This is a genomic window from Rhodococcus sp. DMF-1 (genome assembly GCF_021441945.1).
Lineage (GTDB): Bacteria > Actinomycetota > Actinomycetes > Mycobacteriales > Mycobacteriaceae > Rhodococcus > Rhodococcus ruber.
In genome coordinates this window covers 1,149,786-1,170,301 of sequence record NZ_CP090442.1, presented here as the reverse complement: position 1 = coordinate 1,170,301, position 20,516 = coordinate 1,149,786, and the positions used below count along the sequence as shown (strand labels likewise).

The following is a 20,516-nucleotide window of genomic DNA, read 5'->3' as shown; positions in this document are numbered from 1 at the left end:
GTCTACTTCTTCGGCAACTTCAGCTGCGAGAGGTCGAAGTTCTCGAGACCGGGCGGCAGCTCGTCGAGGCCCTTCGGCATCTTCGACAGGTCCGGGAACCCGGCGGGCATCCCACCCATGCCGGGCATGCCGGCGGGCATGCCGCCGGGGAACCCGCCCTTGATCTTCGGCGGGGTCGGCCCGCGGCCGCCCTTCTTGCCCTTCTTGCCCTTCTTCGCGCGCTGCGGCTTGCGGGATCCGGGCATGCCCATGCGCCCGGCCATCGCGGCCATCATCTTGCGGGCTTCGAAGAACCGGTCGACGAGCTGGTTGACGTCGGAGACCTTGACGCCGGAGCCGTTGGCGATCCGCAGCCGCCGGGAGGCGTTGATGATCTTCGGGTTGGCGCGCTCCGCCGGGGTCATGCCGCGGATGATCGCCTGGATGCGGTCGAGCTGCTTCTCGTCGACGTTCGCGAGGGCGTCCTTCATCTGGCCCGCACCCGGCAGCATGCCGAGCAGGTTCGCGATCGGCCCCATCTTCCGCACGGCCATCATCTGGTCGAGGAAGTCCTCGAGGGTGAGCTCACCGGAACCGATCTTCGCGGCGGTGGCCTCGGCCTGCTGGGCGTCGAAGACCTGCTCGGCCTGCTCGATGAGGGTGAGCACGTCGCCCATGCCGAGGATGCGGCTGGCCATGCGCTCGGGGTGGAAGACGTCGAAGTCCTCGAGCTTCTCACCGGTGGACGCGAACAGGATCGGCTGGCCGGTCAGCTCACGGACGCTGAGGGCGGCACCGCCGCGGGCGTCGCCGTCGAGCTTGGTGAGCACCACGCCGGTGAAGCCGACACCGGCGCGGAACGCCTCGGCGGTGCTCACGGCGTCCTGGCCGATCATGGCATCGAGCACGAACAGCGTCTCGTCGGGCTGCACGGCGTCGCGGATGCCGGCGGCCTGGGCCATCAGCTCCTCGTCGATGCCGAGACGGCCGGCGGTGTCGACGACGACGACGTCGTAGTGCTTGGCGCGGGCCTCTGCGATGCCGTCGCGGGCGACGTTCACCGGGTCGGCGGCGGTGATGCCGAGCGGGTTCTCGCCTCCGCCGATCGAGGTGCCGGGGTGCGGGGCGAACACGGTCGCGCCGGCGCGCTCACCGACGATCTGCAGCTGGGTGACCGCACCGGGTCGCTGCAGGTCACAGGCGACGAGCAGCGGGGTGTGTCCCTGGTCCTTGAGCCACTTGGCGAGCTTGCCGGCGAGGGTGGTCTTACCGGAACCCTGCAGACCGGCGAGCATGATCACCGTTGGCGGGGTCTTGGCGAACTGCAGCCGGCGGGTCTCACCGCCGAGGATCCCGACGAGTTCCTCGTTGACGATCTTGACGACCTGCTGGGCGGGGTTGAGCGCGCCGTGCACCTCGGCGCCCTTGGCACGTTCCTTGATCTTGGCGATGAACGAGCGCACCACGGGAAGCGCGACGTCGGCCTCGAGCAGCGCCAGGCGGATCTCCCGGGCGGTCGCGTCGATGTCGGCGTCGGAGAGGCGCCCCTTGCCGCGCAGGTCCTTGAGGGCTCCGGTCAACCTGTCGGAAAGGGATTCGAACACCGAATGCGCTCCTGGGTCTGGCGAAGATGCGGACAGTTCTGCGTTCCAGGGTAGCCGTTCGCGGCACGAGTTCTCGCACGTGCACGAGCGCCCACCCCACGCTCAGCCGTTGTCCTCGGGTTTCTTCGGTTCCGGCGCGGGCACCACGGCCAGCACGGCCCGCTCGATCCGCTCCCGGTTCTCCCGGGTGTCGGAGCCTGCGAGGTCGATGCAGAACGCGTCCACGACGGTGCGTCCGAGAGTGGCGACCCGGGCCCAGCGCACGTCGGCACCGCACCGTTCGAACGCGTCCGCGAGCCGGCACAGCATGCCCAGCCGGTCCTCGGCGCGCAGTTCGAGAATCGCCTGCCCCTGCTCCGGGGCGTCGATCCAGATCAGGTGCGGAGGCGCCTGCGCGTAGGTGCCCGGCACGGCCCGCTCCGGTCGTTCGGGCAGCTGCGCCTCGCGGGCGGCCTGCTCCTTCGCGGCGAGTGTGGCGAGCAGGTCCAGGTCCCCGGAGCGGGCCCGGACGAGTTCCTGCCGCAGTAGGCCCGCCGCCGGCGGGGCCCCGAACAGCGGGGCGACGGCGAAACTGTTGACCGCGCTGCCGGCGTGGCTGCCCACCGAGGCGGACAGCACGCGCAGGCCGTACAGTGCCAGCACTCCGGCAGCGTCGGACAGCAGGCCCGGCTCGTCGGGCGCGACAACCGTCACGGTGTAGGCGTGCGGGTTCTCCCCGGGTTGCAGGTCGACGTGGATGCCGCCCTGTTCCGCCCGCCCGGCGAGCTGGGGGTCGATCGGATCGGGGTGCGGCAGCTCCTCCCCCGCCATCATCAGCCGGCAGCGCCGGACCAGTTCCCGGATGAGCGCCGCCTTCCAGTCGCCCCACACTCCCGGGCCCGTCGCGAGCGAGTCCGCCTCGGCGAGTGCGTGCAGCAGTTCGAGCAGCACCGGGTCGCCGTCGATGGCCTCGACGACGGACTCCACCGTGGCGGGATCGTCGAGATCGCGCCGGGTCGCGGTGTGCGGAAGCAGCAGATGGTGGCGGACCATCGCGGACAGCACGGCGACGTCGGAGGGCCACAGGCCCATCCGGCGTCCGATCCGGGTGGCGAGCTCGGCTCCGACGACGCTGTGGTCGCCGCCGCGGCCCTTGCCGATGTCGTGCAGCAACGCCCCGAGCACCAGCAGATCGGGGCGCGCGACGCGGGTGGTCAGGCCTCCTGCCTGCACGGCGGTCTCCACCAGGTGCCGGTCCACCGTCCAGATGTGCACGGCATCGCGCGGGGGCAGATCCCGCACGGCGCCCCACTCGGGCAGCAGGCGGCCCCACAGTCCCGTCCGGTCGAGGGCCTCGATGGGGTCGATCGCGCGGGTCCCCGAACCGAGCAGCACGAGGAGGTCGTTCAGTGCGGTGCGCGGCCACGGTTCGCGCAGTTCCGGTGCGTTGTCGGCCAGCCGGCCGAGAGTCGACGCGGAAATGGGCAGGTCGTGCTGCGCCGCGGCCGCCGCGACCCGCGTGATCAGACCGGGGTCCTTGCGGGGGTTCGCGTCACGGGCCAGCGTCACCTCCCCGCCGTGCTCCACGACACCCTCGTCGAGGGGACGGCGGACGGGGACGCGCCGCAACCGGGACAGTCCCTTGCGGGGCAGCGCGTTCCCGGCCGTGCGTACGCCGACCTCCACCGAGTAGCTCACGGTCCGCGCGGCCTCGGTGAGCACCCGGGCCAGGTCGAATCGGTCGCCGATGCGCAGGGCGGCGCCGATCTCGTCCGCGTCCTGGGCACGGAGCTGGTCGCGGGGACGGCCGGCGACGCGGTGCAGCTCGGTGCGCACATCGAGCAGGCGGCGGTGCGCGGCCGCGAGCCCGCCGCCGGGAACGTCGGGGCCGAGGCCCGGCATGCCGTCGGTGAGCTGCGCGACGGACAGGGCGTTGAGCAGCTGCACGTCCCGCAGCCCGCCGCGGCCGCTCTTGAGATCGGGTTCGGCCCGGTGCGCGATCTGCCCGCTGCGCTCCCATCGGGCCTCAGTCAGTGCGATGAGCTCGTCGAACCGGCTGCGGATTCCGGTGCGCCACTGCCGCCGCACACCCCCGATCAGCAGGTTGCTCAGTTCGGGGTCGCCGGCGATGTGGCGGGCTTCGAGCATGCCGAGCGCGGCGGTCAGGTCGGATGCCGCTACCTGCAGAGCCTGCGGAACGGTCCGGACGCTGTGGTCGAGCTTGATGTGGGCGTCCCACAGGGGGTACCAGAGCCGGTCGGCGACGCGGGACACGACCGCTGGGTCCATGTCGTCGTGGAGCAGGACGAGGTCGAGATCGGAGTAGGGCAGCATCTCGCGACGGCCGAGGCCGCCGACGGCGACGACGGCGAAGCCGCAGTCGGGTGCGATGCCGAGTTCGGCGCCCTTGGTGACGAGCCAGAACTCGTGGAGGTCGACGAGGGCGTGGCGCAGGGCCGGGGCGTCGAGTCGGCGGTGGCGGGCACCACCGGAGAGCAGCTGGGTTCGGGCTCGGGCGAGGTCGGTGGCGGCGGTGCCGGTTCCGGCCGGTCCCGCAGACACCGGCGGCCCCGATCCCGCTGCGGAGGCAGCGGGACCAGGGCCGCGAGTTCCGGACCCGTTGGGGTCAGAGTGCATCGGCACCTCGTTCACCGGTGCGCACCCGGACCACGGTCTCGACCGGGGTGACCCATACCTTGCCGTCGCCGATCTTGCCGGTGCGGGATGCCTCGACGATGGTCTCGACCACCTTGTCGACGGTGGCGTCGTCGACGACGACCTCGACGCGGACCTTGGGAACGAAGTCGACGGAGTACTCCGCTCCACGGTAGACCTCGGTGTGGCCCTTCTGGCGACCGTATCCCTGCACCTCGCTGACGGTCATGCCGAGCACACCCGCCTGCTCGAGGCCTGCCTTGACGTCCTCGAGGGTGAACGGCTTGACAATTGCCGTGATCAGCTTCATATCCTCATCCCTTCCCAGTCTCCAGTGCCCTGCTGTCTTCTTATCACTTGAGGGCGGCCGCGAAGTCGTATGCCGACTCCGCATGCTCGGCCTCGTCGATGCCGCGTGCCTCTTCCTCCTCCGACACCCGCCAGCCGAGCGGCTTGAGCGCGAAGGCGACGATCGCGGTGACGATGCCGGTGTAGACCAGGGCGAATACTGCGATGACGATCTGGATCACGAGCTGCTTGTAGTCGCCGCCGTAGAACAGTCCCGTCTCGGTGCCGAGGAAACCGATCGCGACGGTGCCCCACAGGCCCGCGACGAGGTGCACGCCGACGACGTCGAGGGAGTCGTCGTACCCGAACCTGTACTTCAGGCCGACCGCCAGGGCGGACAGGACGCCCGCGACCGCGCCGAGCACGATGGAGCCCACCGGGCTGAGCGCACCGGCCGCCGGAGTGATGGCGACCAGGCCGGCGACGGCACCCGAGGCGGCACCGAGGCTGGTGCCCTTGCCGTCGCGGATCCGTTCGGCGAGGAGCCAGCCGAGGATCGCGGCGGCGGTGGCCGTGGTGGTGTTGACCCAGGCCAGGCCGGCCACGCCGTCGGCGGCGAACGCGGAGCCGGCGTTGAACCCGAACCACCCGAACCACAGCAGCGCGGCGCCGAGCATGACGAACGGCAGGTTGTGCGGACGGAAGGCCGTGCGGCCGAACCCGGCGCGCTTGCCGATGATCAGCACCAGGACGAGCGCGGCGATGCCGGCGTTGATGTGCACGACCGTGCCACCGGCGAAGTCGATGGGCGCGACGGTCGCGACGAGCCCGCCCTCACCGTCGTCGGAGGTGCCGAAGATCTTGGCGGCGAGGCCGTCCTCGGAGCCGGAGAGCAGGCCGCCACCCCACACCATGTGGGCGAGGGGGAAGTACGCGACGGTGACCCAGACGGCGGCGAAGGTCAGCCAGGTGCCGAACTTCACGCGTTCGGCGAGGGCACCGCTGATCAGGGCGGTGGTGACGACCGCGAAGGTCACCTGGAAGGCGATGTCGATGATCTGCGGATAGTCGCCGAGACCGGGCAGGAACTCACCGGCGTCGTCGTAGATGGCGCCCTGCAGACCGAACATCTGGAACGGGTTGGCGAAGATGCCCCCGATGTCCTCGGTGCCGTAGGACATCGACCAGCCCCACAGCACGTAGATCACCGCGATGACCGCCATCGCCCCGAAGGACATCATCATCATGTTCAGGACGGCCTTCGTGCGCGACATGCCACCGTAGAAGAACGCCAGACCGGGCGTCATCAACAGCACCAGGGACGCCGATATCAGCATCCATGCCGCGTCGCCGGTGTTCACCACTTCCTCCACTTGCAACCTCCCTGTTGGCCGCGCCGGTCAGCGCGTCGTCGAGAGAAGAATGCTGTGGTGATGTTTCGGTGGGAGCGCCGCGCTGTTTCAGCGCAGTGAACGCAAATCGGACATGTGTTTCGTTCGTGTTTCGCCGCGAACCCGGCCGCCGTGGACCGTCCTCCGCGTCTCCCCGACGGTGGTCGCGGGAGGCGACGGCGGCGGGTCGGCGGGACTCGGGCCGGACGGATCCGGCGGGACCGGGTGGCCAGCGCGGCGAGCTCCCGCAGGAGCCTCTCGTCGCTGCTTCCCCGTCGCCACCCGCTCCCGCGGGATCCGTCCGGCACCTGTTTCTACCGAACCCGAGTGGCAGATGGGAACCGAGTGACGATTTGTTATCTTTCCGTGACAAAAACCGGCCACCCGGTCGGAGGCGGGTGGCCGGGGTCGGTCGCGAGGCGGCGGGGTGCCGGGGCGTCAGCCCAGCAGGGCGTCGACGAATGCCCCCGGCTCGAACGGCGCGAGATCGTCCGCGCCCTCCCCGAGTCCGACGAGCTTCACCGGGACCCCGAGTTCGTGCTGGACCTGGAACACGATTCCGCCCTTGGCGGTGCCGTCGAGCTTGGTCAACACCACGCCGGTGATGTCGACGACCTCGGCGAACACGCGCGCCTGCATCAGGCCGTTCTGCCCGATCGTCGCGTCGAGCACCAACAGCACCTCGTCGACCGCGGCCTTCTTCTCCACGACCCTCTTGACCTTGCCGAGCTCGTCCATCAGACCGGTCTTGGTGTGCAGGCGGCCGGCGGTGTCGACGAGCACGGCGTCCACGCCCTGCTCGGTACCCCGGGCGACGGCGTCGAAGGCGATCGCGGCCGGGTCGGCCCCCTCCTTGCCGCGCACGACCTCGGCCCCGACCCGCTCGGCCCACGTCTGCAACTGGTCGGCGGCCGCCGCCCGGAAGGTGTCGGCGGCGCCCAGCAGGACGCGGCGGCCGTCGGCGACGAGGACCCGGGCGAGCTTGCCGGTGGTGGTGGTCTTCCCGGTGCCGTTGACCCCGACGACCAGCAGCACCGCCGGGTGATCCTGGTGCGGCAGGGCCCGGATCGACCGGTCCAGCTCCGGGTGCAGCGCCTCGACCAGCACGTCCCGCAGGACGGCCCGGGCCTCGGCCTCGGTGCGCACGCTGCGGGCGGCCATCTGCACGCGCAGCCGCTCGACGATCTGCGTCGTGGTCGCGGCGCCGAGGTCGGCGATCAGCAGGGTGTCCTCGATCTCCTCCCACGAGTCCTCGTCGAGGTCGCCACCGCCGAGCAGACCGAGCAGGCTCTTGCCCACGGCCGACTGCGACCGCGCGAGCCGGCCACGCAGCCGGTCCAGCCGGCCCTCGGTCGGGGCGATCTCCTCGATCGGCGGCACCTGCGGGACCGGCGCAACCTCGGGCTCGACGGCCGGTGGCGCGATGACCTCGGGTTCGGCGGCGGGAGCCGGCGGGGCTTCCTCCACCGGCGGGGCCTCCTCCACCGGCGGGGCCTCCTCCACCGGCGGGGCCTCCTCCACCGGCGCGGCTTCCTCCACCGGTGCGGTCTCCTCGACCGGCGGGACGACCTCGGACGGTGCCGGCGCCGTCTGCGGCTCGACGCCGGGGACGGGCTCGACCCGGGGTGCCGGTTCGACGGTGGGGGCGGCGCCGGCTTCCGGAGCCTGCTCGGGTTCGACCGTCGGTGCCGGAGCCTCCGACACCTCCGCCGGCAGTGGCACGACCTTCGGTTCCGGGATCACCGTGGATTCCGGAGCGACCGGCGGTTTGGGGGACGCCGGCGGTTCCGGGATCACCGGAGGTGTGGGGGCCGGCCGCTCGACCGGCTGCGGTGGCGCCGTCGCGGTCGCACCCTGACTGAAGCTGAATCCGCCCGCAGCCTTGTAGCCGCCGGATCGGTCCTTCTGCTCGGTGCTTTCGAGCTGCGGTGTCTGCTGCGCTGTCAGCGACACCTGCCGCCTCCGGTACAGCGTCAAGCCGACGACGAGCGCGACGAGGAGGACGGCAAGCGCCGCCGCGATGGCTATCCAGGCTCCGGTACTCACGCCCCCATACTGTCAGGCGCGGCGGCGGCGTTCAGCTCTGGGCGAGAAAGATCCTGACCGCGCATCCGCTGGGAGATGACACGGGTGATGCCGTCACCGCGCATGCTGACTCCGTACAGGGCGTCGGCGATCTCCATCGTCGGCTTCTGGTGGGTGATGACGATGAGCTGGGACTTTTCCCGCAGCTGCTCGAACAACCCGATCAGCCGGCGCAGGTTCGTGTCGTCGAGGGCGGCCTCCACCTCGTCCATCACGTAGAACGGCGACGGCCGGGCCCGGAAGATCGCCACGAGCATCGCCACCGCGGTCAGCGACTTCTCGCCTCCGGAGAGCAGCGACAGCCGCTTGACCTTCTTGCCCGGCGGCCGGGCCTCGACCTCGATGCCGGTGGTGAGCATGTCCGACGGATCCGTCAGCACGAGGCGGCCCTCGCCGCCGGGGAAGAGCTTGGCGAACACCTGCTCGAACTCGCGCTCGACGTCCGCATAGGCCTCGGTGAACACCTGCAGGATGCGGGCGTCGACGTCGGCGACCACGCCGAGCAGGTCCTTGCGGGCGTTCTTGACGTCCTCGAGCTGCGTGGCGAGAAAGTTGTACCGCTCCTCGAGGGCGGCGAACTCCTCGAGCGCCAACGGGTTGACCTTTCCCAGGGTCGCCAGGTCCTTCTCCGCGCGCTTGGCGCGCCGCTCCTGGGTGGCACGGTCGTACGGCTGCGGCTGCGGCGCGACGACCTGCTCGCCGCGCTCGCGCGCCTGCTCGAACTCGGCGATCTCGAGTTCGCTGGGCGGCAGCGGCACGTCGGGGCCGTACTCGGCGACCAGGTCGTCGGGTGCTATGGCGAACTGCTCGACGACGGCCTGCTCGAGCTGCTCGATCCGCAGCGCCGCCTGCGCGCGGGCGACCTCGTCCCGGTGTACCGCGTCGGTGAGCTGGGCGCGCTGCGCGCCGAGGTCGCGTACCCGTTCCTTGACCCGGTCGAGTTGTTCGGCGCGCTCGGCGCGCTGACGGGTCAGCTCGTCGCGGTGGGCCGATGCGGCGGCGATCACCTCGTCCAGGTGGGCGGCGACCCGGGCTCCGGACTCGGCCACGGCCGCGGCGACGGTCGCGGCCTGCCTGCGGGCCCGCTGCGCCCGCTCGGCGCGGGCCCGCGCCTCCCGTTCGGCCTGGGCGGCACGGCGCAGCGAGTCCGCCTTGCCGCGCAGCGCCTGGGCGCGTTCCTCCGCGGTGCGGGCCGCAAGCCTCGCCTCCATCTCCACCGCCCGGACCTCGGCGAGGGCGGCCGCGGCGACCTCCCGGTCGAGGGCCGTCGCGTCCGTGCCGGGGTCGGCGCCGTCGTCGCCCTGCTCCTGCTCGGCCAGCCGCAGCCGCTCCTCGAGCTCGACGACCTCCCGGCGGGCCGTGTCCCGTTCCGTCTCGGCGCGGGTGCGCTGCGCGGCGAGCCGCTCGGACTCGGCGTGGGCGGCGCGCGCGGCCTGCCCGAGCCGGCCCAGTTGCTCGTACACCGCGGACATCGCGGCGTCGGATTCGTTGAGGGCCGCGAGGGTCTGTTCGGCCACCTCGGCACGTGCCGCCTGCTCGGCCAGGGCCCCGGCGAGGGCCGCCGAGAGTTCCTCGGAGCGCCGCACCGCGCGGTCGAGGTCGGTGCGGGACGCGTCGATCGCGGCCTGCACCTCGAGCGTGCTCGGCGCGCGCCCGGAGCCGCCGACGACCCAGCCGGAGCCCGCGAGATCACCGCTGCGGGTCACGGCCCGCAGGTCGGGACGCACGTGGCACAGTTCGATCGCGGAGGGCAGGTCGTCCACGACGACGGTGCGCGCGAGCAACGCGTCGAGTCCGCCGCGCAGTTCCGGCGGGCAGTCGATCACGCCCCGCACCCAGCGTGCCCCGGCCGGCAGGCTCGCCGGCTCGGACGGTGCGGTGGTGCCGCCGGCGACGAACGCGACCCGGCCCTGGTCGGCGTCCACCAGCGCGGCGACGGCCGCGGCGGCCGCCGGGACGGAGTCCGCGGCGAGCGCATCGGCGGCCGGGCCCATCGCCGCTGCGACGGCGACCTCGTATCCGGCCTCGACGCGGACGCGTTCCGCGAGCGGCCCCGCCAGTCCGAGATCGGGACGGTGCTCGAGGAGCCAGGCGGCGCCGTCCTTGCGTTCGAGGCCCATCGACAGCGCCTCGATGCGCGCCCCGAGGGAGGCGACCTCCTTGCCCGCCGCGCGCTCGGCGTCCTGCAGTTCCTGCACGCGCGCGTCGGCGAGCCGCAGGGCCTCGAGGGCGCGTTCGTGCTGGGCGTCGGCGTCGATCTCGCCGGCGTCGAGGTCGTCGATGCGGGCCTGGGCCGTCTCGAACTCGGCCTGGGCGGCGACACCCCGCAGCCGGGCCTCCTCGATGGCGACGGTCAGCCGGGTGACCTCCGCGTCGATGGACTCGGCGCGCGTGCGCACGGTCTCGACCTGTCCGGCCAGGCGCGCGAGTCCCTCCCGCCGGTCGGCGACGGCCCGCACCGCGGCCAGGTGCGCCCGCTCGGCGGCCGCGGCGGCCTCCTCCTGGGCGGCGAGTTGCTCCTTCGCGGCTTCGAGGGTGCCGTGGGCGATCTCGACCGCCTCGAGCAGGTCGGCCTCCTCTTCGGCGATCCGGTCGGCGCGGGCCTCCATCTCGTCCGGGTCCTGGCCGTCGCGGGCCGCCGGGGCGGTGTCGAGGTGGCGGGCGCGTTCCTGGGCGATGCGCACGGTGGCACCGAGGCGTTCGGCGAGCGCGGAGAGGCGGAACCAGGTCTGCGACGCAGCCTCGGCGCCGGGGGTGAGCCGAGCGACCGCCTCCTCGTGGCGTGCGAGTTCGGCGTTGGCGTCGTCCAGTTCCGCAGCGACGTGATCGAGTCGTTCGCGCAGGACACGTTCCTGCTCGTCCTGATCGGCGAATTCGGCGCGCCGGGTCACGAGGTCGTCGGCGGCGAGCCGCAGGCGGGCGTCGCGCAGGTCGGCCTGGATGGTCTGGGCGCGGCGCGCCACCTCGGCCTGACGGCCGAGCGGTTTGAGCTGGCGGCGCAGCTCGGCGGTGAGGTCGGTCAGGCGCGCCAGGTTGGCCTGCATCGCGTCGAGCTTGCGGACCGCCTTCTCCTTGCGCTTGCGGTGTTTGAGGACACCGGCAGCCTCCTCGATGAAGGCACGGCGGTCCTCCGGCCGGGACTCGAGGATGGCGGAGAGGCGGCCCTGACCGACGATGACGTGCATCTCCCGGCCGATGCCGGAGTCGGACAACAGTTCCTGCACGTCCATCAACCGGCACGAGTTCCCGTTGATCTCGTATTCCCCCGCGCCGTCGCGGAACATCCGCCGGGTGATGGACACCTCGGAGTACTCGATGGGCAGCGCGCCGTCGGAGTTGTCGATGGTGAGGGTGACCTCGGCCCGGCCCAGGGGCTGCCGGCCGGCGGTGCCGGCGAAGATGACGTCCTGCATCTTGCCGCCGCGCAGCGCCTTGGCGCCCTGCTCGCCCATCACCCAGGTGAGGGCGTCGACGACGTTGGACTTGCCGGAACCGTTCGGCCCTACGACACACGTGATGCCCGGTTCGAACCGCAGAGTCGTCGCGGACGCGAAAGACTTGAAGCCCTTGAGCGTCAGACCCTTCAAATACATGTGCGAGAACCTTACCGGCGGGCCGTCACCGCTCGACGAAGCCGGTCAGGTCGCCGCGCGCCGGCTCCCAGCTCTCCACCACCAGCCGCACCGTGCCCGGTGTCTCGCCCGAGCGCAGCGCGGCGAGCAGGCGTTCGAGGGCGTCGCGGGGGCCCTCGGCGATGACGAGCACGCGTCCGTCGGGGTGGTTGGTGGCGTGACCGACGACGCCGAGTTCGAGGGCGCGCGAGCGGGTCCACCAGCGGAATCCCACACCTTGGACGTACCCGTGCACCCAGGCGGTGAGCCGGACCGCATCCGGCGACGACTGCATCACGACGGCTCCCCGGCATCGCGGACCGGACGCACGGCGTGGACGGAGCCGTCGAATCCGGTGGTGTAGAGGACGTCCGGGTCCCAGCCGGGACCGTCGCCGAACGCGACGGCGGAGACGAAGGGGACCCCGGTGGCGATCGTGCAGCCGGCGCCGGTCACCGGGTCGACGCGCAGGATCCTGCCGGCGACGTTGAGCGGGACGTACAGCGCACCGTCGGGCCCCACGTCGAGGTCGTCGGCGGTTTCGAGGGGGCCGGGACCGGACGGGTCCAGAGTCCGGGCCGGGCCGTCGAGATCGTCGGCGTCGAGCGCATGAATCCGGGTGGTCGGATCGAATGTTGTTGCTGCATACACGGTTTTGCCTTCGATCGCGAGTCCGTTGACGGAACCGAGGTCGGTGCGGAGCGTCTCCGGAGCGCGGCCGTCGACCGGGACCCGGGTCAGGCCCGGGGGGCTGCCCAGATTCCGACTGACGAGGAAGTCTCCGCCGGGGAGGCGGACGAGGCCGTTGGGCATCGTGAGGCCCGCCGCGACGGTGCGGCGCGCCCCGGTGTCGAGGTCGACGGCCTCCAGGGTGCCGTCGGTGCGGCCGAGCAGCCCGGAGACGGTGCCGTTGCCCGTCGTGAAGAACGCGGTGCCCTCGTCGACGACGATGCCGCCGGGCGCCGGGACCTCGGCCACCACGGTGTCGGCCCGCCCGTCGGGGGTGAGGGTCAGCAGCGACCCGCCGCCCGCCGGCGTGGACGCCGAGGCCAGCAGTCCGCCCCGGCCGTCGAAGGCGAGGTTCTCGAGGATGCCGAGCCCGGACGCGACGACGTCCACCCGCCACGGCGTGCAGCTCGTCGGGGCGGGCGCGGCCGCCGCCGGCGCTCCGCCCGCGAGGAGCCCGACGGCGAGCGCGAGTCCGGCCGCTTTGCGATCCATCCGCCCTCCCTGCCGATATCCGCCGCTCACGCGTCCCGAACGATGTTCAGCGTCACCTTGGTGCCGGCCTCGAGGGTACGACCGACGGTGCACACCTTGTCGACGGATCGCTCCACGAGCGCGACAAGACGCCGTTGCGCCTCCTCGTCCAGCTCGCTGAGGTCCAGCACCATCTCCTCGACGAGGTGCGGGTACACCTCGTTCTCCCGGTCCGCAGCGCCGGAGACCCGGATCGTGGCGTCGTAGTCGTCGCCGAGCCGGCGCGAGAGCGGGAAGTCCGAGCTCATCCCCGAGCAGGCCGCCAGCGCGATCTTCAGCAGCTCGCCGGGGGTGAAGACGCCGTCGACGGTCTCCGATCCGATCAGCACCTCGGCACCGCGGGAGCTGCGACCGGTGTAGCGGCGGGTGCCGGTGCGCTCGACCCACAGCTCGGTCGTCGGGGTGTCGGAAGTCTGTTCAGCCATGCGGGAGATCCTGCCATGATCACCCGACGGCCAGTTCGCGCAGGATCGCGACGAGCTCCTCGGCGGCGACGGGCGTGTCGGCGCTGGTGCGGCGCAGCAGCCCGACGGGTTCGGCGGTGCCGGGCGTGGGCACCGGCAGCCGCACGAGCGTGCCGTCGTCCAAATCGCCCTGCGGGACCCGCTCGGGGGTCAGCCACACGGCGTCGCCGGTGCGCACCAGCCCGCGCGCGACCGAGACGTCGAGGGTCTCGATGATGCCGGACGGCAGCCGCAGCCCGTGCCGGGCGAGGAAGCCCTCGGTGTGGTGCCGCGGCACCGTGCCGGCGGTGGCGACGACGAGGGGATGATCCAGCACCGCCGGCACCGACACCGGACCCTCGGCCAGCGGATGATCCGGGCGCACGACCAGGGCCAGCGACTCGGCGTACAGAAGTTCGAACGAGAGCCCCCGCATGGTCTCCGGGTCGGCCGTCCGGCCGAGGACGAAGTCGAGTTCGCCCGCGCGCACCGCGCCGAGGAGGGCGGTGTTCGGGCCCGTGCGGATCTGTACGCCGACGTGTGGGCGCCGGTCCCGAAACCGGGTGATCGCGCCGGGCAGCAGGGTGCTCGCGACGGTGGGCAGGGCGCCGACCCGCACCGGGGCAACGGCCGGTTGTCCCGTTCCGGCCAGCACGCCTGCGGCGGATGCCAGCGCATCCGTGACCTCGACGGCACGACTCAGGAATTCTTCCCCGGCCCGCGTGAGCCGGGCGCCGTGCCGTCCCCGGTCCACGAGGCGCGCGCCGGAGAGCGCTTCGAGCTCGTTGAGGGTCTTGGTGACCGCCGGCTGGCTCAGGTGCAGCCGGGCGGCAGCCCGGCCGAGGTTGCCCTCCTGGGCGACGGCGACGAAACACGTCAGGTGACGTAACCGGATGCGATCGAGAAGCCGCGATGCCCGGTCACCCGGTGGGACGCCCTCACTTTGCATCACTGAAAGTTATGCAAAATCGCCGAAATCGTCAATTTACATGACTCTTGCTCACCCATAGCGTGATGCACATCCCGTCCGTCGCAGTGCGACAGTTCCCAGGAGTACCGCCTCATGATCATCGCCGCCCCCGGCGCCGCGTCCGGCGAGTTCGTCGAACGCGACCACACCCAGCACCCGCCCGCGCTGACCCCCGGATACCGCACATCGGTGTTGCGTTCCCCACGCAATGCACTGATCGCACCGCGCCCCACGCTCTCGGAAACGACCGGGCCGGTGTTCGACCCGCGCGAGCTCGGCGAGAAGGACAACGACCTCATCCTCAACTTCGCCAAGGACGGCCTGCCGATCGGTGAGCGCCTGATCGTGCACGGCTACGTACGCGACGAGTTCGGCAACCCGGTGAAGGGCGCCCTGGTCGAGGCCTGGCAGGCCAACGCCGGCGGCCGCTACCGCCACAAAAAGGACCGCTACCTCGCGCCGATCGACCCGAATTTCGGCGGTTGCGGCCGCATGATCACCGACGAGAACGGCTACTACTTCTTCCGCACCATCAAGCCCGGGCCGTACCCGTGGGCCAACAGCACCAACGCCTGGCGGCCCGCGCACATCCACTTCTCGATCAACGGCACCGGCTGGGCACAGCGCCTGATCACCCAGATGTACTTCGAGGGCGACCCGCTCATCGAGCGCTGCCCCATCGCGAAGACCGTTCCGACGCTGGACCAGCTGCGCAGCCTGATCGCACAGGAGGATCCCGCCAACAACGCTCCCTTCGACGCGCGTACCTACCGCTTCGACCTCACCCTGCGCGGCCGCCGCGCCACCTTCTTCGACAACATCACCCTTCCCGGAGCCCCCCGATGAGCCTTTCCCCGCACAGCATGATCGCGCGCCGCCCGGAGACCCCCTCGCAGACCGGCGGCCCGTACGTCCACATCGGGCTCGCGCCGCAGCAGGCCGGGTTCGACATCTTCGACCACAACTTCGGCAACGTCCTCACCACGCCGGAGACGAAGGGCGAGCACATCACCCTCGAGGGCCGCGTGTTCGACGGCACCGGCACCCCCGTGCGCGACGTGCTGATCGAGATCTGGCAGGCCAACGCCGCCGGCAGGTACGCCCACCCCGGCGATTCCCAGGACGGCCACACCCAGGGCGGCCGTACCCAGGCTCGGGAGATCGATCCGACCTTCCGCGGCTGGGGCCGCACGGGCGGCGACTTCGACACCGGCGTCTACACCTTCGAGACGATCAAGCCGGGGCCGGTGCCGGCGAACGACGGCGGGACCCAGGCCCCGCACATCCTTATGGTGCTGTTCGCCCGGGGCATCAACCTCGGCCTGCACACCCGGGTCTACTTCGACGACGAGGCCGACGCCAACGCCGCCGACCCCGTCCTGACCGGGATCGAGTGGGAGACCCGCCGCGACACGCTGATCGCGACACGCTCCGAACGCGACGGCAGGGTGGTCTACACCTTCGACGTGTACCTGCAGGACACCCCGGCGGGCGGCCACGAGACCGTGTTCTTCGACATCTGAGCGGGATCCACGGGCGAGGGCGCGCGTTTCGGGGAGTGGCCGCGTGGGCATCCTTGCGCCGACCACATCGCAGCGAACGAAGGCCCGGCACTGGACACCGCGATCATCTACGTCTCCGCCGGGCTCGCGCTGCTCTTCGCCGTCACCGTGCCTCGGCTCTTCCACAACCGCGCGATCTCGGCACCCATGATCGTGCTGGTGGCCGGCGCGTTGCTCGGGCTGCTGTTCGACAATGTCGAAGCCGTCACCCCCGGCTGGCACCCGGCCGTGGCGGAGTACCTCAGCGAGGTCTGCGTGATCGTCGCGCTCATGGGAGTCGGCCTCGCGATCGACCGCCCGCTCGGGTGGCGGTCGTGGAAGTCCACCCGGCGGCTGCTGCTGGTCGCGATGCCCCTCGGCATCGTGGCCGTCGCGGTGCTGGGCTGGTGGGCCGCGGCGCTGACTCCCGCGGCCGCCGTGCTGCTCGGGGCCGCCCTCGCTTCGACCGATCCCGTCCTCGCGTCCGACGTGCAGGTCGAGGGGCCCACGTCCGGGGAGGGTTCCCACCGCGAGGACGACGAGGTGCGGTTCGCGCTCACGTCCGAGGCCGGCCTCAACGATGCGCTGGCGTTCCCCTTCGTCTACCTCGCCCTCTTCCTGTTCACGAAGGGCCCGATCGAGGACTGGATCGTGTCCTGGGTCCTGTGGGAGCTACTCGGCAAGATCGTCCTGGGCGCCGTGGTGGGCGCGCTGGCGGGCCATCTCGTCGGGCGGGCGGTGTTCCACTTCCCCGTCGCACACGTGCGGCTGGCCGACCGGGGTGAACCGATCGTCGCGCTCGCGGCCACCTTCGCGGTGTACGGAATCGCCGAACTGGTCGGCGGCTACGGCTTCCTCGCCGTCTTCGTGTGTGCGGTCGCCATGCGGCGCATCGAACGCGCACACGAGTACCACGCGGAGATGCACAGCCTCGTCGAGCAGCTCGAGCACGTCCTCACGCTTGCGGTCCTGCTCCTGCTGGGGGCCGGCCTCACCACCGGCCTGCTCGCCGAGTTGTCGTGGGGTTCGGTTCTCGTCGGGGCCGCCCTGGTCCTGGTGATCCGGCCCGTGGTCGGCTGGCTCTCGCTCCTGGGCTGTGACGAGATGGACGTCCGCGAACGCCGCGTCACGGCCTTCTTCGGCGTGCGCGGCATCGGCTCCGTCTACTACCTCGCGTACGCCGCGGCGGAGTTCGACATCGCGCAGGAGCAGGAGCTGTGGGCCGCCGTCGCCTTCACCGTCGTCTTCTCCGTTCTCGTGCACGGAGTGAGCGCGACGAGGGTGATGCGCATGCTCGACGACGCGCGCGCGTAGGGCCCGCCGTAGGCGCTCCTCGTCCTCGACAGGCGGGGTGAGCCCTCCCCTCTTGTCAGCGACTGAACACGCGTTTAACATACTGATCATGAGTTCAACGCCGGGTCGGCTCTCGGCGGCCGAGCGCCGGGATCTCACGTCCGCCGCGCGCATCCGGGAGGCCGCAATCCTCCGTTTCGCCCGCGACGGGTTCGGCGCGTCCCTGCGGACCATCGCCGCGGACGCGGGCGTGAGCGGGGCGTTGATCGTGCACCATTTCGGATCCAAGAAGGATCTGCGACGGGCGTGCGACGCGTGGGTCCTGGAACAGATCCGCGACTCCAAGCGGACGACGCTCGCGGACGGCGACTCCGGCCCGTGGCCGGCCCAACTCGGCCGGGCCGAGCGGTACGCTCCGCTCGCCGTCTACGTCGCCCGCACCTTTCAGGCCGGCGGCGAGAGCGCGGCCGAGTTCTTCGACCACTTGGTCGACGACGCGGTCGACTACCTCGCCGAGGGCGAACGCAGCGGCCTGATCCGGCCGTCCCGGGACAACCGCGCCCGGGCCCGCCTGCTCACCGCCATGAACGTGGGGTCGATGCTGCTGCAGATGACCCTGCACCCGGATCTCCTGCGGGGCGGGGACTTCACCGGGTTCTTCCGGCACCTGACCGAGACCGTCACCGCCCCGGCCCTCGAACTGTATTCCGAGGGCCTGCTCACCAGCCGCAAGCTGCTCGACGACTACCTGATGTACGTCCCGGACCCACCGGCGGGCGCCGGGGGCGGCGGCGAATCCGCCGCTCCCCCTTTCTGATCCGGAACCCGCCTACCCTCAGGACACAGTCATGAACACGATCGTCGAGGTCCACGACCTCACCAAGACGTTCGGCGCCACGACCGCGCTGGACGGTCTCAGCTTTCAGGTCGGCCGCGGTGAGGTGGCCGGCTTCCTCGGCCCCAACGGTGCCGGCAAGTCCACGACCATCCGGATCCTGCTGGGGCTCCTGCGCGCCGACGGCGGCTCCGCAACCGTGCTCGGGTTCGATCCGTGGCGCGATGCCGTCGAGTTGCACCGGCACCTCGCGTACGTCCCGGGCGAGGTGAACCTGTGGCCGTCGCTCACCGGCGGCGAGGCCATCGACTTCCTGTGCCGACTGCGGGGAGGGGCCGACCGCGCACGTCGCACCGAGCTGGTCGAACGCTTCGAACTCGACCCTCGCAAGAAGTGCCGCGCCTATTCCAAGGGCAACCGCCAGAAGGTGGCGCTGATCTCGGCACTCGCCTCGGACGTGGATCTCCTCGTCCTCGACGAGCCGACGTCCGGCCTCGACCCGTTGATGGAGCGGGTGTTCCAGGACTGTGTTGCCGAAGCGACCCAGCGCGGGTCGTCGGTGTTGCTGTCGAGTCACATCCTCGCCGAGGTGGAAAAGCTCTGCGACACCGTGACGATCATCCGGGACGGACGGACCGTGGAATCCGGGTCGCTGGCCCAGCTGCGGCATCTCACCCGGTCGACGATCACGGTCCGCACCGACCTCGACGCGTCCGGACTGGCGCAGGTCGAAGGCGTACACGAGCTGCGAAACGAGCACGGGCACACCGTGTTCGAGGTCGACAACGGTCACCTCGAGGAGGTGGTCCGCCGGCTCGCGGAGTACGGCGTCCGCAGCCTCGAGAGCGCACCGCCGTCGCTCGAGGAGCTGTTCCTGCGCCACTACGGCAGCGATCGACAGGTCGCCGGCGTGGGCGGCGGACGATGAACGCCTTCGCCGGGACCGCCTTCCTGGTCCGCTTCGACCTGCGCCGGGACCGGATCCGGCTGCCGCTGTGGGTGATCGGCATCTCGGCCCTGGCGGCGTACTTCGTCGCGGCCCTGCGGCTGGCGTACCCGGACACCGAGGACCTCCGCAGCGTGGCCGGTTTCGCCGACAATCCAGCGGGGGTGATGATGTCGGGTCCCGGCTACGGCATGGACGACCCCACGCTCGAGGCATTCGTGGCGAACCAGTACGGGCTGTACCTGCTGGTCGCCGCCGGGTTCATGAATATCCTCCTCGTCGTCCGGCACACCCGGGGCGAGGAGGAGAACGGTCGCACCGAACTCGTCCTGGCGGGTCAGGTGGGCCGGCGCGCCCCGCTGACCGCGGCCCTGGTCACCGCGCTCGTCGCGAACGCCGCCCTCGTCGTGGCCGGCGGCGCGGCAATGACGGCGGCCGGGGTGGACGCCGGCGGGGCGGTGCTGTTCGCCGCCGGGTTCGCGGCGCTGGGGCTGTTCTTCGCCGCACTCACCGCCCTGGTGTGCCAGGTGTGCGAACACGCGCGCACCGCCACAGGACTGGCTGCAGCGGCACTGGGAACGGCCTTCGTCGTGCGGGGCGTCGGCGACGTCCTGGAGCGGCACGGCAGCGCGGTGTCCTGGCTGTCCCCCATCGCCTGGTCTCAGCAGACGCGAGCATTCGTCGATCCGCGATGGGGACCGCTGGCCTTGTCGTTCGGGTTCGCGGCGGTTGCCGCAGCGGCCGCGTACCGGGTCGTGGACCGTCGCGACCTCGGCGCCGGACTGGTGCCCCCGCGGCCGGGCCGCGACGAGGCGGCACCGGCGCTGGCGACCCCGTTCGCGCTGGCGCTACGGTTACAGCGCGGCAGCATCGCCGGGTGGGGCACGGGCCTGGCACTGACGGGATTGTTCTACGGCTCCCTGACCGGCTCGATCGCCGAGAGCTTCGCGAACCTGCCCGAGGACATTCTTGTGCTCATGGGTGGTTCGACCGCGAATCTCGTCGACGGCTTCCTGGGCCTGACCGGGTACACGATGGCCTTCCTCGCCTCCTGCTTCGCGATCCTGTCCGTCCGTCGCTTGCGGAGCGAGGAGCAGTCGGGCCGGATCGAGCCCGTCTTGGCGACCGCGACGGGCCGGGCCGGATGGATGGCAGCGGGGCTGTCCGTGACCGCCCTGGGCGTGGTGGCGCTCCTCGCACTCGCCGGCCTGGGGACCGGGCTGGGGGCTGCGGCGTCCACCGGCGAGCCGATCCGGGTGGCCGCGTCGGTATGGGCGCTTCTCGGCTACGTTCCCGCCGTGCTCGGTGTCGCGGCGATCGCAGCGGCGCTGTTCGGTCTCGTCCCTCGCGCCTTCGATCTGGTCTGGGTGCTGGTCGTCTACGGCTACTTGGTGGGCAGTTTCGGACCGATCCTGGATCTGCCCGGCAGCGCCGGCGCTCTCTCCCCGCTGAACCATGTACGGCAGATGCCGCTCGAACCGTTCGCCGCGGGTTCCTTCGTCGCTCTCGTCGTTCTGGCCGCGCTCGTCACGGCGGCCGGGCTGGCCGCGTTCCGGCGGCGCGACCTCCGGAGCGCATGACCCACCCGCGGCGGACTCTCCTTGCCCCTCCGTAATGTTAGTAGCTAACATTACGG

Annotated in this window: 16 protein-coding genes; 6 read left to right on the top strand and 10 right to left on the bottom strand. The window is 71.5% G+C overall.

Going from position 1 to position 20,516, the window contains the following annotated elements; all coding sequences use genetic code 11:
- Positions 1-2 precede the first annotated feature (2 nt).
- The 10 genes from ffh to LZP97_RS05375 all read right to left on the bottom strand — a co-directional run bounded on the left by ffh (position 3) and on the right by LZP97_RS05375 (position 14,244).
- On the bottom strand, positions 3-1,583 hold the full coding sequence (gene ffh / locus LZP97_RS05420) for a signal recognition particle protein (RefSeq protein WP_010592760.1): 1,581 nt from the start codon (positions 1,581-1,583) through the stop codon (positions 3-5).
- 102 nt (positions 1,584-1,685) lie between these two features.
- Entirely contained in the window at positions 1,686-4,199 is a 2,514-nt protein-coding gene (locus LZP97_RS05415) for a [protein-PII] uridylyltransferase (RefSeq protein ID WP_026137708.1), read from the bottom strand.
- Positions 4,189-4,527 carry a P-II family nitrogen regulator gene (locus tag LZP97_RS05410; RefSeq protein ID WP_010592762.1) on the bottom strand — a complete coding sequence of 113 codons (339 nt, stop codon included), beginning with the start codon at positions 4,525-4,527 and terminating at the stop codon, positions 4,189-4,191. The genes LZP97_RS05415 and LZP97_RS05410 overlap by 11 nt, the downstream gene beginning before the upstream one ends.
- A gap of 43 nt (positions 4,528-4,570) precedes the next feature.
- Positions 4,571-5,878: an ammonium transporter gene (locus LZP97_RS05405; RefSeq protein ID WP_010592763.1), complete on the bottom strand. Its 1,308-nt coding sequence runs from the start codon at positions 5,876-5,878 to the stop codon at positions 4,571-4,573.
- Between the two features lie 456 nt (positions 5,879-6,334).
- A complete protein-coding gene (gene ftsY, locus LZP97_RS05400; RefSeq protein WP_048772731.1) occupies positions 6,335-7,942 on the bottom strand; it encodes a signal recognition particle-docking protein FtsY in 1,608 nt (535 codons plus the stop codon).
- Positions 7,939-11,574: a chromosome segregation protein SMC gene (gene smc, locus LZP97_RS05395; RefSeq protein ID WP_048772728.1), complete on the bottom strand. Its 3,636-nt coding sequence runs from the start codon at positions 11,572-11,574 to the stop codon at positions 7,939-7,941. The genes ftsY and smc overlap by 4 nt, the downstream gene beginning before the upstream one ends.
- 25 nt (positions 11,575-11,599) lie before the next feature.
- Positions 11,600-11,887 (bottom strand): acylphosphatase, encoded by a 288-nt coding sequence (locus tag LZP97_RS05390; RefSeq protein WP_003939033.1) that lies wholly within the window; start codon positions 11,885-11,887, stop codon positions 11,600-11,602.
- On the bottom strand, positions 11,887-12,813 hold the full coding sequence (locus tag LZP97_RS05385) for an SMP-30/gluconolactonase/LRE family protein (RefSeq protein ID WP_040271791.1): 927 nt from the start codon (positions 12,811-12,813) through the stop codon (positions 11,887-11,889). The genes LZP97_RS05390 and LZP97_RS05385 overlap by 1 nt, the downstream gene beginning before the upstream one ends.
- A 26-nt stretch (positions 12,814-12,839) precedes the next feature.
- Entirely contained in the window at positions 12,840-13,277 is a 438-nt protein-coding gene (locus LZP97_RS05380; RefSeq protein WP_017680542.1) for an OsmC family protein, read from the bottom strand.
- A gap of 19 nt (positions 13,278-13,296) precedes the next feature.
- Positions 13,297-14,244 carry a LysR substrate-binding domain-containing protein gene (locus LZP97_RS05375; RefSeq protein WP_017680541.1) on the bottom strand — a complete coding sequence of 316 codons (948 nt, stop codon included), beginning with the start codon at positions 14,242-14,244 and terminating at the stop codon, positions 13,297-13,299.
- Between the two features lie 114 nt (positions 14,245-14,358).
- Between LZP97_RS05375 and pcaH the strand changes: the two genes are divergently transcribed.
- The 6 genes from pcaH (at position 14,359) to LZP97_RS05345 (ending at position 20,460) form a co-directional block, all read left to right on the top strand.
- On the top strand, positions 14,359-15,111 hold the full coding sequence (gene pcaH, locus LZP97_RS05370; protein WP_017680540.1) for a protocatechuate 3,4-dioxygenase subunit beta: 753 nt from the start codon (positions 14,359-14,361) through the stop codon (positions 15,109-15,111).
- Positions 15,108-15,788: a protocatechuate 3,4-dioxygenase subunit alpha gene (gene pcaG, locus LZP97_RS05365; RefSeq protein ID WP_026137707.1), complete on the top strand. Its 681-nt coding sequence runs from the start codon at positions 15,108-15,110 to the stop codon at positions 15,786-15,788. The genes pcaH and pcaG overlap by 4 nt, the downstream gene beginning before the upstream one ends.
- A gap of 147 nt (positions 15,789-15,935) precedes the next feature.
- Entirely contained in the window at positions 15,936-17,120 is a 1,185-nt protein-coding gene (locus tag LZP97_RS05360; RefSeq protein WP_234574985.1) for a cation:proton antiporter, read from the top strand.
- An 88-nt stretch (positions 17,121-17,208) separates the two neighbouring features.
- Positions 17,209-17,916: a TetR/AcrR family transcriptional regulator gene (locus LZP97_RS05355; RefSeq protein ID WP_048772723.1), complete on the top strand. Its 708-nt coding sequence runs from the start codon at positions 17,209-17,211 to the stop codon at positions 17,914-17,916.
- A gap of 31 nt (positions 17,917-17,947) precedes the next feature.
- On the top strand, positions 17,948-18,862 hold the full coding sequence (locus tag LZP97_RS05350; protein WP_010592776.1) for an ABC transporter ATP-binding protein: 915 nt from the start codon (positions 17,948-17,950) through the stop codon (positions 18,860-18,862).
- Positions 18,859-20,460, top strand: a complete 1,602-nt coding sequence (locus LZP97_RS05345; protein ID WP_048772718.1) for an ABC transporter permease — start codon at positions 18,859-18,861, stop codon at positions 20,458-20,460. Before LZP97_RS05350 ends, LZP97_RS05345 begins: the two co-directional genes overlap by 4 nt.
- Positions 20,461-20,516: the final 56 nt, after the last annotated feature.